This window comes from Bacillus sp. PK6-16, assembly GCF_056530295.1.
This window is the reverse complement of record NZ_CP096511.1, coordinates 15,654-28,600: the sequence shown is the minus strand read 5'-3', so window position 1 is coordinate 28,600 and position 12,947 is coordinate 15,654. Positions and strand designations below refer to the sequence as shown.

Sequence of the window (12,947 nt, the reverse complement as noted above, 5' to 3'; positions counted from 1 at the left end):
AAAATGAAGAATTATACGTATTGAATTTTTGTAGGCATTTTTGGATCTGTATCGTGAATTTCAAAGGATTCACCCACTCCAAATCCTTTTTCCTCTAGTACTTGTGATACTGACATACGCGCTAGTTCTTTCATGTTATTATCTAAGCTTAAATGGGCTAAATAAATATGCTTTGTCTCATCTGTAATTACATCTGCCATCGCTAATGCAGCATCCTCATTACAAACATGCCCAACGTCACTTAAAATACGTCGTTTAATGCTCCATGGATAACGTCCCATACGAAGCATTTCTACATCATGATTACTTTCAAATACGAAAGCATTAGCTCCCTTAATAACGCCTTTCATACGGTCACTTACGTATCCCGTATCTGTAATAAGCGCTAACTTCCTATTATTGTTATGGAAAGCATAAAACATCGGTTCTGCCGCATCATGAGAAACTCCAAATGACTCGACTTCAATATCACCAAAGGTTTTCACATCACCAACTGAGAAAATAAACTTTTGTTCAGTTGGGATATTTCCTATTAAATGTTCCATTGCATTCCATGTTTTCTCATTCGCATAAACAGGTAAATCATATTTACGTGCCAGTACACCTAAACCTTTAATATGATCACTATGCTCATGCGTTACAAGAATACCTGATACATCATTTATATTCAGTTCTGCTTGTTTAAATAAAGCCTCTGTTGCTTTACCACTTAAACCTGCGTCGACTAGTAATTTTTTTTCATCGGTTCCTACGTATAGCATATTTCCTGTACTTCCACTTGCAAGTACGCTAAAATGCAACCCCATTCTTTCTCACTCCAGTATGTTCATCAACCACTTGATTTTCCTTTTCTCCTAATTCCATAACTTGTCCTTCAATTGCATTCACAAAGAAGTCCTGCTTCTGCTCCGTTTTCAAATTCCACGTTGGAGCCAGTACTTGGTTATTAGAAGTAGATGCGGTAAGAGTGGCATAACCAATTTGCGCTTCTTTAACATGCGTATTTCCATGAATTTTATTTTTTAAATACAAATTTTCTAAAGCTGTTTGAGCCGTAATAATTTCTTGCTCTTTCGTTTTTTCACCTTCGCCCATTTCTTTTAAATCAGTTAGCATTGTCTGCGTATATGAAACAAGTTCATTTTTTTCATTTAATTCCACAACAATCATCGCCTGATTATTATAGAAAATAGGCTTATCTTTATATTTTTGGAAGAAATAAATTTTAGAGTCTTTCACCGCTCCAAATTCATACTTTTGTCCATCCAATACATAGTTCTTCAAAAATTCATTATACTTATCTTTTGATAATGATTTCGTATTTAAAAAAGGCTCTTTTAGCTTACTTTCTATCTTGTACATATTTTGTATATGCACTGTTTGATTTTTCAAAGACTGTATATCTTCTTCTTTAAAAGCTTTATTTTCCGCTCTAATAAATGACTCTTTTTTCGGTTCTTTAGGGATATTTCCCATCGTAATTTTGTTTGCTTTTAATTCTTGATCTATCTTTGTTTCTGCAATAAGCTCCAATTGATTACTATCTTGCTTTTGAATGAATTGGAAAATGAGAAAGAGGTCCAAAACAAAAAAGGTCACAATAAATATGGTTTTAATCCGATCCCAATCCATTTAGTCCTCCCTCACTCCACTCATAGATTTTCTGTTTACCTGTTTCATCTTCAACAAGCTTTACATACCAAATTGGTTGTAATCGAACTACTTGTCCATCTAGTGATAACTTGTATCCAATACCAATATCCTTAATTACTTGTTTCTTTATCTCTGGATTATTTTCTAGAGATGCTATTACAACATGCCCTGACGGAAGAGCAACCTTCTGTTCTATACCTTTAGTATTTAAAGACAGCAACGGTCTTTCATATTCCATTACTTCTTCTGATCCCCATATTTGTCTCAATTCAGCTAATCCATCTTCATTGAATACTGAATATCCATCTTCATTTAAACGAAATACTGTCTCTCCTTTATTCATATAGTCCAAACGATATGAATCCAAACTTCCACTGTGACCACTTACGAATTCAAAGCTTTTTTGTAAAAGCATTAAATTATCTATCGTTTTCTCAGTTAAGACAGAAGAGTTTTTATACTTTAGCATGTGACGATCGTTTTCAATTTCCATGGATCTAATACCATCTGTAAATGTTTCTTTCGACATCTCGGTAATCGGACTTAAATAACGAGGATCACTAAACAGAGCATTCTTAAACGTATCAACTGCTAAATTAGATGAAATATATGTTATATTGTTTAACTCTGTCGTTCCATCTGGTAAAAATAACTTTTTCATATCATTAAGTTGATAATCAAAATAAGGCTTTGCTGATACTATAAATTGATTTTGGGCATTTACAATATCTTTTAAATACACGCCACTTAATTTTGCCTCGTATATTTTAAAGTTATCACCATCAGAAACAAAGTTAATTTTAATTTCTTGATCCTTACTTCGAGAAGGATCGAGGAGAATACGATTAAAATGTTTAGGCTTATCTGTACTCTTCTCTTTCATGTTAAACATGGATTTTACTGCATCAAATGGGATATCGGTAGGGAAAACAAGTTCAACTTTCCCTTCACCATGCACATATGAAAGGAAATCACCCTTAGTGATTGATATCTCTTTAAAATCATGTAGTTCCCCTACTTCCAGAGGCTTATAGATTGATTCTATATCTGCCTCTCTTCTGCTCCCATAATGATTTTTATCTTTATGCACGATGATAGAAGTAGGACGGACAACATCGGAAATTTTAGTTTGGTTCATTCCTTCATTTCCCTGCACAAATTTCGCGTTTTGCATGGATGTAGAATCTGGCACATACGTCCATAGGTTAAAAGTAAGAAATAGGCTAATTACAACTAGGTTAATTAAAACTATTGTTTTAAAGTTTTCCATACTCATTCCCAATCGTCCTCTTCATCTGCTGCCATTGGTAACGTGAAATAAATAGTTGTCCCTTTTCCTTCTTCACTCTTCGCCCAAATAGAGCCACCATGTGCCTCAATCATTTCTTTTGCAATTGCTAATCCAAGCCCAGTACCACCCATTTGTCTTGAACGAGCTTTATCTACGCGATAAAAACGTTCAAAGATTTTATCAACGTTTTCTTTTGGAATACCCATTCCTTGGTCACTTACACTAATTTCTAATAAATCACCGCGATCACGTAAACGATATGTTACTGTTCCACCTTCTGGTGAATACTTTAATGCGTTAGAAATAATGTTATACAGCACTTGAGTAATTTTGTCAGTATCCATATCAATAAATCTAGATTTCTTAGAGAAAGATCGTTTGAAACTTACATTTTGCTCTTTAGACATTTCAAAGCGATCAATAATATTATTAAAGAAATCAGTAAAGTCGACCCATTCTTTCATTAAACGATGCTCTGTACTATCAAGTTTAGATAGCTGTAACAACGCATTTACAAGTCTAATCATTCTTTCTGTTTCTTCTTGTGTAACCGTTAAAAATTGTGGTGCAATATTTGGATCCTGCCATGCTCCATCTGTAAGTGCCTCTAAATAACTGCGCATCGTCGTTAATGGCGTCCTTAATTCATGAGAGACATTCGCCACAAACTCACGGCGTTCCCTTTCTATACGCTCCTGCTCTGTTACATCATATAGTACAGCAATTAAGCCATTTGCCTTCCCTGTTTCTTTTTGAATAACAGAGAAACTAGCACGTAAAATATATGGTTCGTTTCTCGTACTAAAATCTAATAAAACAGAATCTGGCTCTTCATATAAATGATCGAGCGTAAATTCTTCCTGTATTCCTAATACCTCTAAAACAGATTGATCGAGCGCTGTTTCACGAGAAACATTTAACATCTTTTCCGCAGGGTCATTTAGTAAAATAATATCCCCTTTTCGGTCAGTAGCAATTACTCCATCTGTCATATGTGATAAAACAGATGATAATTTACGCCTTTCACTTTCTGTAGAAGAACGAGCTTGTTGTAATTTTTTTGATAAATTATTGAAGGATAATGCCAGTTGTCCAATTTCATCATGGCTATGCACTTTTACTTTTCTCGAATAATTTCCTTTTGCCATTTCGATTGCTTGTCTCCGCATATCTGAAATTGGCCTTGTAATTGTTTGAGCCAATAAAATCCCAAGTACGGCCGTTACTAATAAAGCAATTACTGTTCCCGTAGCAAAAATTTGATTTATATCCTTCATTTGTTTATATACATCTTCCATAGATGCCACAATGTAAATAACACCAAGCGCATCCTTACCGTTATCATCTAGAATCGGAGTAAGCATAACTTGAACACGATGACCTGTACTACCATCCTTCTCAATTTTCACTTCCGGCTTTTTTTGTACTAACACTCGCTGAACAGCTATATCAGTTGATGTTCGATTCACCTTATTCTGCTTTGATTCATCTGAAATAGCCAGTAACTTTCTGTGCGAATCAAATACACTTACCTCTTGTATAACTTTCTTCTGATCAGAGGCAAATTTTCGAATTGAAGTTTTAATCGTTTCATCTGTTGACTCTGTTTCTGCTTTTGTATAACTTTTTTTAAACTCTTGCTTCAAATTATATGATAATAAGTTTGTTTGCTGCGTTAAAGAATCCCTAAAACCTTGTACTAAGCTCTTCTCTAATTCCCTTACGAAATATACTCCAATAACTTGCATCGCTATTAATATTAATAGCATATATATAAGCACAAATTTTAAATGAATAGATTGAAAAAAACCAACTTTCTTCATATACTATTCCTGCTCTGGGTCACGCAAGTAATACCCTACTCCACGTCTAGTTACAATTAAAGTAGGATGGCTTGGATTATCTTCAATTTTTTCACGCAAACGACGTACTGTAACGTCTACTGTGCGCACATCTCCAAAATAGTCATAACCCCAAACTGTTTGTAATAAATGTTCGCGTGTCATAACTTGTCCTAAATGTTTCGCTAAATAATGTAGCAACTCAAATTCACGATGTGTAAGCTCGATATTTTCCTCACGCTTCGTTACACTATATGCATTTGGATTAATCACAATTGGTCCAATAACCATTTCTGTATTTTCTTCTTTTTCCGCAGTACCACCTTGTTGATGGCGGCGTAAATTCGCCTTCACACGAGCAAGTAATTCCCTTGTACTAAATGGCTTCGTTACATAATCATCTGCCCCAAGCTCAAGCCCTAATACTTTATCAATCTCAGAGTCCTTTGCTGTAAGCATAATAATCGGCATTTCTGAGCTTTTACGTATTTCACGGCAAACCTCTAAGCCATCTTTACCTGGTAGCATAATATCTAATAAAACCATATCTGGTTGCTCTTCATTAGCCTTTTCAATTGCTTCATCACCATCATGCGCCATTACTATTTCAAAACCTTCTTTTTCTAGGTTAAACTTCAAAATATCTGCAATCGGCTTTTCATCATCAACTACTAAAATTTTCTTTCCCATCATCGTCTATTTCCTCCTTATAAAAATATGGTCAATAATCCCTAAACATATTGATGTTTACATAGTATGTCCTATATGACCGCATCCTTTGTTTAAGTATTTTCTCCTCTATTCTCATAGACTCATGTATGATCCACTTTTACACGGCATCCTATACGATCTATAGAAAAACCTCTAGCTTCAACTGCTAGAGGCTCCTCGTTCTATTTTAAAATAACTACTCAGTTTTGTAAAATTACATAAATAAAAAGGATATTAAGTGGGCCCACTTAATATCCTGAGAGTGGCTCGGGACGGAATCGAACCGCCGACACGAGGATTTTCAGTCCTCTGCTCTACCGACTGAGCTACCGAGCCAAAACTATATATAAAACCACTAATGGTGGTATAAACAAAAGTGGCGGTCCCGACCGGGGTCGAACCGGCGATCTCCTGCGTGACAGGCAGGCATGTTAACCACTACACCACGGGACCAAAAATAAGCAAAAAAAAACATGACCCGTACGGGATTCGAACCCGTGTTACCGCCGTGAAAGGGCGGTGTCTTAACCACTTGACCAACGGGCCACGAAAAATAAAATGGTGAGCCATGAAGGACTCGAACCTTCGACCCTCTGATTAAAAGTCAGATGCTCTACCAACTGAGCTAATGGCTCATACTCACCAACGTCATATTTTCGTGACGACAAGATGTATCATAACATGTATTGTGTATTTATTGCAATACTTTTTTTGTTTTTTTATAAAAGAATAAGAAAAAACTCATGCAGACATGAGTTTTTTCTAAAAAATGTTAATTAAGCTTCGTATACGTTACGAACAATATTTGTTTGGTTACGATCTGGTCCAACTGAGAACATAGATATTTGAATTCCTGTTAACTCAGAAACACGTTCTACGTATTTTCGTGCATTTTCAGGAAGTTCATCTAATGATTTTACACCAGTAATATCTTCTTCCCAACCTGGAAGCTCTTCATATACAGGCTCACATTTCGCTAAAATGTTTAAGTTAGCTGGAACTTCATCAATAACTTCGCCATTGTATTTGTAAGCTACACAAATTTTAAGAGTTGGAATACCTGTTAAAACGTCGATAGAATTTAATGATAGATCCGTTAAACCACTAACACGACGTGCATGTCTTACAACAACGCTATCGAACCAACCTACGCGGCGTGGACGACCAGTTGTCGTTCCATACTCGCGACCAACTTCACGAATTTGATGACCAATTTCATCATGAAGCTCAGTAGGGAATGGACCATCACCAACGCGGCTTGTATATGCTTTACATACACCTACAACGCGAGTAACTTTCGCAGGACCAACTCCAGTTCCAACTGTTACACCGCCAGCAATTGGGTTAGAAGATGTAACGAACGGGTACGTACCGTGGTCAATATCAAGCATAACACCTTGCGCACCTTCAAATAATACACGGTGATTATTATCTAATGCATCATTTAATACAACAGACGTATCACATACATATTGCGCGATTTGTTGCCCGTACTCGAAGTACTCTTCAAAAATTTCTTCTACAGTGAAACCTTCTGTATCGTACATTTTTTCAAATAAACGATTTTTTTCTACTAAATTGCGCTCAAGCTTCTCTTTAAATGCTTCACGGTCTAAAAGATCAGCCATACGAATACCAATACGAGCAGCTTTATCCATATATGCAGGACCGATACCTTTTTTCGTTGTACCGATTTTGTTATCACCTTTACTTGCTTCTTCTAACTCATCTTGTTTTAAGTGGTAAGGTAAAATAACATGTGCACGGTTACTTACACGTAAATTATCAGTACTTACACCACGATCGTGTAAGTATTTTAACTCTTCAAGTAATGCTTTTGGATCTACTACTAATCCGTTTCCGATTACACAAATTTTCTCTTTATAGAAAATACCAGATGGAATTAAGTGTAATTTATATTTAACTCCGCCGAAAACAATTGTATGTCCCGCGTTATTTCCACCTTGATATCTTGCAACTACTTCCGCATGCTCAGAAAGAAAATCAGTGATTTTACCTTTTCCTTCGTCGCCCCATTGTGTTCCTACAACTACTACTGAAGACATTATTAAAGCACCTCCGCAATTTTCAAACGATCTATTCAAACAATATAATTGTACCAAAACCGAAAGAGAAGTCAACCGAAAAGCGAACATTTTTTCACAAAAAAACATTTTCGTTCGTAAGAATTATATATTTAACTTATGAAAGCCTTATCTTTCTTATAAAAAAAAAGAAACACATCTTATTATAAGAAATGTGTTTCTTTTTTATACTGCCTTTATGCCGGTGGAGCATGTCCATCCTCAAAACGACGTTCTAAGTTAACGAACTTATTGAACTCTTTGACGAATGCAAGTTCCACTGAACCAACTGGACCGTTACGTTGTTTTGCAATAATAATTTCAATTGTATTTTTGTTTTCTGTTTCTCGATCATAGTAGTCTTCACGATATAGGAAAGCTACAATATCAGCATCCTGCTCAATACTTCCAGATTCACGAATATCAGACATCATCGGGCGTTTATCTTGACGCGATTCTACACCACGAGATAACTGTGATAAAGCAATAACAGGCACTTGCAATTCACGCGCAATCCCTTTTAAGGTACGAGAAATCTCAGATACTTCCTGCTGACGGTTTTCTCCTGATTTCCCACTTCCTTGAATAAGCTGCAAATAGTCAATCAAAATCATACCAAGACCTTGTTCTTGCTTTAATCTACGACATTTTGCTCGAATCTCATTTACTTTAATACCTGGCGTATCATCAATATATATACCAGCATTTGAGAGACTCCCCATTGCCATTGTTAATTTTGCCCAATCATCGGAAGTTAATGAACCAGTACGAAGTCTTTGTGCATCAATATTCCCTTCTGCACAAAGCATACGCATAACAAGCTGATCAGCACCCATCTCCAAACTAAAAATCGCTACATTTTCATCCGTTTTCGTCGCTACGTTTTGTGCAATATTTAATGAAAATGCCGTTTTCCCTACTGATGGACGTGCTGCCACGATAATTAAATCATTTCGTTGGAAACCTGCTGTCATCTTATCTAATTCAGTAAACCCAGTTGGTATCCCAGTAACTTCACCCTTTTGATTATGCAAAAGTTCAATTTTGTCATAAGCATCTACAAGAACATCTTTAATGTTTTGGAATGCTTTTGCATTCGTTTGATGGGATACTTCTAATATTTTTTTCTCAGCCTCGTTTAAAAGACCATCCACATCATCTTCTCTCTCGTATCCATCCGATACAATATGAGTCGCCGTGCGAATTAAACGACGTAAAAGCGCCTTTTCAGCGATGATGCGTGCGTAATATTCTACGTTAGCTGCAGTTGGCACAACTTCTGCTAACTCTGCTAAGTAAGAAACCCCACCAACCTCTTCTAGTAATCCTTGATCAGCCATTGCTGATGTCATCATTACTAAGTCAATCGGCTCTCCCTTATCAGATAGCCCAAGCATGACTTCAAAAATCTTTTGATGTTTCGTTCGATAGAACGAATCAGGTACCAATAACTCTGATGCTGAAGTTAACGCATCTTGATCAATCAATATGGCCCCTAAAACCGCCTGCTCAGCCTCTATATTATGCGGAGGGGTACGATCAGCAAGTACATCACTCATACGCAATCCTCCTTGCTTAATTTATTTTTATTGTTCACTAACATGAACTTTTACTGTTGCTGTTACTTGTGGATGCAATTTCACAGTAACGTTTGTATAACCTAACGCGCGGATTGCATCGTCCATTTCAAATTTACGTTTATCAAGTTTAATCTTGTGTGATTTTTGCATTGCATCTACGATTTGTTTGCTTGTGATAGAACCAAATAAACGGCCACCTTCTCCAGATTTCGCCTTTAATTCTACAGTTAATTTCTCTAAAGTCTCTTTTAACTCTTTTGCATTTTCAAGCTCTGCTGCTGCATCTTTTTCTTCTTTACGCTTTTGAGCTTCTAAAGTTTTCATACTGCTATTTGTTGCTTCAGCAGCTAATCCTTGTTTTAGTAAGAAGTTATTTGCATAGCCATCTGGTACGTTTTTTACTTCTCCTTTTTTACCTTTACCTTTTACGTCTTTTAGAAAAATTACTTTCATGATTGTGTGCCTCCCTGTAAATAGTCATCAATAACAAATCGAAGCTTCTCCTCAGCTTCATCTACTGTAACATTTTTCATCTGTGTGGCTGCATTCGTCAAATGCCCGCCACCGCCTAAGTTTTCCATAATTAGCTGCACATTCACTTCACCTAAAGACCTGCTGCTAATTCCAATGAGATTCTCGCCACGTTTCGCAACAACAAATGATGCAATAATCCCTGTCATCGTTAATAACGTGTCTGCCGATTGCGCAATAAGCACTTGATCGTAGTAATCATCACTATCAACTTTAGCAATCGCAATTCCATTTTTATAAATGTACGCATTTTTTATAGCTTTTGCAACCCGTAAATACTGATCCATATCTTCCTTTAAAAGTTCTTGTACAAGTACAGTATCTGCACCATGTGAGCGTAAATAAGAAGCAGCATCAAATGTACGAGCCCCTGTCCGGAATGTGAAACTTTTCGTGTCGACAATAATACCCGCTAACAATGCCGTCGCTTCTAACATTGTCATCTTTAAATTTTTAGGTTGATACTCAAGTAATTCTGTAACCAATTCTGCCGTTGAAGAAGCATATGGTTCCATATAAACTAGCAATGGGTCTTCAATAAAATCTTCTCCACGGCGATGATGATCAATAACTACCACATTTTCAATTTTATGTAACAGTTTTTGCTCCATCACCATAGAAGGTTTATGCGTATCGACAACAACAAGTAACGACTCATCATTTGCAAATTCCATCGCTTGCTCTGGAGTAATAAAATGAGACCATAACTCCTCATTTTGTTTCACTTTATCCATCAAACGCTTAATTCCTTTATCGGAATCATTTTCATCTAACACAATATATCCTTTACGCTCATTTAATTGAGCCACTTTTAAAATACCAATCGCAGCACCAATTGCGTCCATATCGGGAGCCCTATGCCCCATAATAATGACATTACTACTTTCTAATACTAAATCCTTTAACGCATGCGAAATGACCCTGGCACGTACACGGGTACGTTTTTCAACCGGATTTGTCTTACCTCCATAGAACTTAACTTTACCTGTCGCTTGTTTAATAGCTACTTGGTCTCCCCCGCGCCCAAGCGCAAGATCTAAACCAGATTGAGCCATTGCTCCAAGCTCTGATAAAGGTAAATCACCTGATCCGACACCCACACTTAATGTAAGTGGTATATTCCTTTTAGATGTTTCTTCACGCACCTGATCTAAAATGCTAAATTTCCCTTTCTCCATCTGCGTCAAAATACTTTCATTTAGCACAACGAAGAATCTTTCTGAAGATGCACGTTTTAAATAAGCACCATACTTAAGTGCCCATTCATTTAGTCGCGATGTCACAAGACTTGTTATATTCGTACGTAATTGATCATCTAATCCTTGTGTAACTTCATCATAATTATCCAAATAGATGACAGCTAAAACAGTCCTTTGATCCTCGTACATCTTTTCGATTTCTGTTTGTTCCGTTACATCAAAGAAATAAATTAACTTTTCTTCTTTCCTTACAAAAACGCGAAACTTTCGATTATTTAAAGAGACTATATCATCAGAAGTTTCTCCTTTAATGAAAAGAAGTAATGTTTCTGATACATCGTAAAGGTGCCATCCAGCTAATGCGTGCTGTCCCAGACATGAAGATAAATAAGGATTTGCCCAATCAATCCCATAATCCTTATTGTATAACAAAATACCAATCGGCATTTGGTTAAATGCTTCATTACTTACTTTCTTTACTCTTGTAATCATATCTGTCGTATGCTTTTCGAAATTCCTTTGAAAATTAAGTTCAAATCGTATAACGATAAAGAATACGATACAAAAAATGACAAAAGCAGCTATACCCATAATTAAATGAAAATAACAGAGAATTAAAATGAGCACAAACACAAAAAATGCCAATACATAAACAGGATATAAAAACCACTGTTTCTTATCAAATTCAGGCATGTATACAACTCCTATAAAGTAAAACTAACTTACCTTCCAGTTAGTTAAACAGATTAAAATAGTATAAGGAATATTATTTTATCCCCCTATTTTAGAACGCAATGAAATCCCTAAGTCAATTATACCTAAGATTGTCACAAGAGGAAACAGCATCGGAATAAACATGCATGCAATAAAACTAATAATAGGAACCCCTTTAGTAAAACCTTTTCTATACGCTAAAAAGGCGATAAATGTCAGACCTTGCAGTACAAGCAATAGTGCAAATATGACATTTAGGTTAGAAAATACCATATGTAAATATGATGTTGGTTCTACTTTTATAAAAGTTGCTAACAAAATAAATATAACGTAATACCAAATGATACTCTTTGGTAATTGTATATCTTTAAATTTAGGCCAAGATATAACTTCATGTTTTAACTTTTTCAAAACACTACCTGATATTATCACTGTAATCCAAGAAAAACATACTGAAACTAGCACAAGTATACTTGGAAGTAACGATTGTAATATATCATTCATTTGTGCGAGTAACTCTTTTTGTTCCTTACTAATCGGCATGCCAGTAGCACTTACTATCTTTTCGCTTTTCGCCATACTTTCACTAAACATACTTTGCATTTGCTTCATTATATCTATGTTGAAAAACTTTATACTCGCAACATAAATAAGTACAAAACCAATTAAGTATGCAAGCGTCCCCGCTATTAAGATTTCCACTGGCTTTTTTCTTGTTTTATACATATATCCTAAAACAATCCCTATCAATCCAAACATAATTGTCTTCACTAAATTCAGCGGTTGACTCACAATAATAGTAACAAAAAGTGCTGCTACAAAAATCACGAGCACATTAGATAGTTTATGTCTTATCATTAATAGTATAAATGGTAACGGCAACGCAAAAGTTACAACTGTACCCAAAATCGGAACATACATAGATATAAGCAATAAAATTGCATATATAGCTAATAATGCTGCACCTTCTGTAATAAACTTTGTTTGTTTCACATTTTAACCTCTCTTTCAAAAAGAAAAGCATAGCAAAATGCACAGTAGAGTCCCACTCTACTGTGCATTTCATACGCTATTATTCACCAACATATGGTAAAAGTGCCATTTGACGAGCACGTTTAATTGCAACTGTAAGTTTGCGTTGGTATTTCGCGCTTGTTCCTGTTACACGACGAGGTAAAATTTTACCACGTTCAGAAACGAAACGTTTTAATAAATCAACATCTTTATAGTCAATGCGAGTGATGCCGTTAGCTGTGAAGAAACACACCTTACGACGTTTCGCACGTCCACCTTTGCGTCCTGCCATGTCTATTTCCCTCCATTCTTTGTTAAAACTAACAAAT

General features: G+C 35.9%; 11 protein-coding genes and 4 tRNA genes. All 15 read right to left on the bottom strand.

Annotation, left to right across the window (positions count from 1 at the left end; translation table 11 throughout):
* Nucleotides 1-11: 11 nt before the first annotated feature.
* The 15 genes from M1D66_RS00165 to rpsR all read right to left on the bottom strand — a co-directional run bounded on the left by M1D66_RS00165 (nt 12) and on the right by rpsR (nt 12,910).
* Nucleotides 12-806: an MBL fold metallo-hydrolase gene (locus tag M1D66_RS00165; protein WP_000522837.1), complete on the bottom strand. Its 795-nt coding sequence runs from the start codon at nt 804-806 to the stop codon at nt 12-14.
* Nucleotides 790-1,632 (bottom strand): two-component system regulatory protein YycI, encoded by an 843-nt coding sequence (locus tag M1D66_RS00160; protein WP_000383740.1) that lies wholly within the window; start codon nt 1,630-1,632, stop codon nt 790-792. The genes M1D66_RS00165 and M1D66_RS00160 overlap by 17 nt, the downstream gene beginning before the upstream one ends.
* Complete coding sequence (locus tag M1D66_RS00155) at nt 1,613-2,929, bottom strand: YycH family regulatory protein (protein ID WP_242554911.1); 1,317 nt, start codon at nt 2,927-2,929, stop codon at nt 1,613-1,615. Before M1D66_RS00155 ends, M1D66_RS00160 begins: the two co-directional genes overlap by 20 nt.
* On the bottom strand, nt 2,926-4,767 hold the full coding sequence (gene walK / locus M1D66_RS00150) for a cell wall metabolism sensor histidine kinase WalK (protein ID WP_000755367.1): 1,842 nt from the start codon (nt 4,765-4,767) through the stop codon (nt 2,926-2,928). Before walK ends, M1D66_RS00155 begins: the two co-directional genes overlap by 4 nt.
* Nucleotides 4,768-4,770: 3 nt before the next feature.
* Entirely contained in the window at nt 4,771-5,478 is a 708-nt protein-coding gene (gene walR / locus M1D66_RS00145; RefSeq protein WP_242554910.1) for a cell wall metabolism DNA-binding response regulator WalR, read from the bottom strand.
* A 281-nt stretch (nt 5,479-5,759) separates the two neighbouring features.
* Nucleotides 5,760-5,832 (bottom strand) — tRNA-Phe (locus tag M1D66_RS00140).
* Between the two features lie 41 nt (nt 5,833-5,873).
* A tRNA-Asp gene (locus M1D66_RS00135) sits at nt 5,874-5,949 on the bottom strand.
* A 21-nt stretch (nt 5,950-5,970) separates the two neighbouring features.
* Nucleotides 5,971-6,042: transfer RNA gene (locus M1D66_RS00130), tRNA-Glu, on the bottom strand.
* A 13-nt stretch (nt 6,043-6,055) separates the two neighbouring features.
* A tRNA-Lys gene (locus M1D66_RS00125) sits at nt 6,056-6,131 on the bottom strand.
* A gap of 141 nt (nt 6,132-6,272) precedes the next feature.
* Nucleotides 6,273-7,562, bottom strand: a complete 1,290-nt coding sequence (locus tag M1D66_RS00120) for an adenylosuccinate synthase (RefSeq protein ID WP_000100238.1) — start codon at nt 7,560-7,562, stop codon at nt 6,273-6,275.
* 215 nt (nt 7,563-7,777) lie between these two features.
* Nucleotides 7,778-9,139, bottom strand: coding sequence for a replicative DNA helicase (gene dnaB, locus M1D66_RS00115; protein WP_001286148.1), 1,362 nt, complete (start codon nt 9,137-9,139; stop codon nt 7,778-7,780).
* Nucleotides 9,140-9,166: 27 nt separating this feature from the next.
* The gene (rplI, locus tag M1D66_RS00110; RefSeq protein ID WP_000864228.1) at nt 9,167-9,613 is read right to left on the bottom strand and encodes a 50S ribosomal protein L9; all 447 of its coding nucleotides are present in this window, start codon (nt 9,611-9,613) and stop codon (nt 9,167-9,169) included.
* A complete protein-coding gene (locus tag M1D66_RS00105) occupies nt 9,610-11,583 on the bottom strand; it encodes a DHH family phosphoesterase (protein WP_001113778.1) in 1,974 nt (657 codons plus the stop codon). The genes rplI and M1D66_RS00105 overlap by 4 nt, the downstream gene beginning before the upstream one ends.
* 78 nt (nt 11,584-11,661) lie before the next feature.
* Complete coding sequence (locus M1D66_RS00100) at nt 11,662-12,597, bottom strand: YybS family protein (protein ID WP_000814837.1); 936 nt, start codon at nt 12,595-12,597, stop codon at nt 11,662-11,664.
* Between the two features lie 79 nt (nt 12,598-12,676).
* The gene (gene rpsR / locus M1D66_RS00095) at nt 12,677-12,910 is read right to left on the bottom strand and encodes a 30S ribosomal protein S18 (protein ID WP_000918873.1); all 234 of its coding nucleotides are present in this window, start codon (nt 12,908-12,910) and stop codon (nt 12,677-12,679) included.
* Nucleotides 12,911-12,947 lie beyond the last annotated feature (37 nt).

Bases quoted from the DNA above. Each gene is read 5' to 3' on its own strand.
- M1D66_RS00165 (WP_000522837.1), bottom strand. From the start codon at position 806: ATGGGGTTGCATTTTAGCGTACTTGCAAGTGGAAGTACAGGAAATATG.
- M1D66_RS00160 (WP_000383740.1), bottom strand. From the start codon at position 1,632: ATGGATTGGGATCGGATTAAAACCATATTTATTGTGACCTTTTTTGTT.
- M1D66_RS00155 (WP_242554911.1), bottom strand. From the start codon at position 2,929: ATGAGTATGGAAAACTTTAAAACAATAGTTTTAATTAACCTAGTTGTA.
- walK (WP_000755367.1), bottom strand. From the start codon at position 4,767: ATGAAGAAAGTTGGTTTTTTTCAATCTATTCATTTAAAATTTGTGCTT.
- walR (WP_242554910.1), bottom strand. From the start codon at position 5,478: ATGATGGGAAAGAAAATTTTAGTAGTTGATGATGAAAAGCCGATTGCA.
- M1D66_RS00120 (WP_000100238.1), bottom strand. From the start codon at position 7,562: ATGTCTTCAGTAGTAGTTGTAGGAACACAATGGGGCGACGAAGGAAAA.
- dnaB (WP_001286148.1), bottom strand. From the start codon at position 9,139: ATGAGTGATGTACTTGCTGATCGTACCCCTCCGCATAATATAGAGGCT.
- rplI (WP_000864228.1), bottom strand. From the start codon at position 9,613: ATGAAAGTAATTTTTCTAAAAGACGTAAAAGGTAAAGGTAAAAAAGGA.
- M1D66_RS00105 (WP_001113778.1), bottom strand. From the start codon at position 11,583: ATGCCTGAATTTGATAAGAAACAGTGGTTTTTATATCCTGTTTATGTA.
- rpsR (WP_000918873.1), bottom strand. From the start codon at position 12,910: ATGGCAGGACGCAAAGGTGGACGTGCGAAACGTCGTAAGGTGTGTTTC.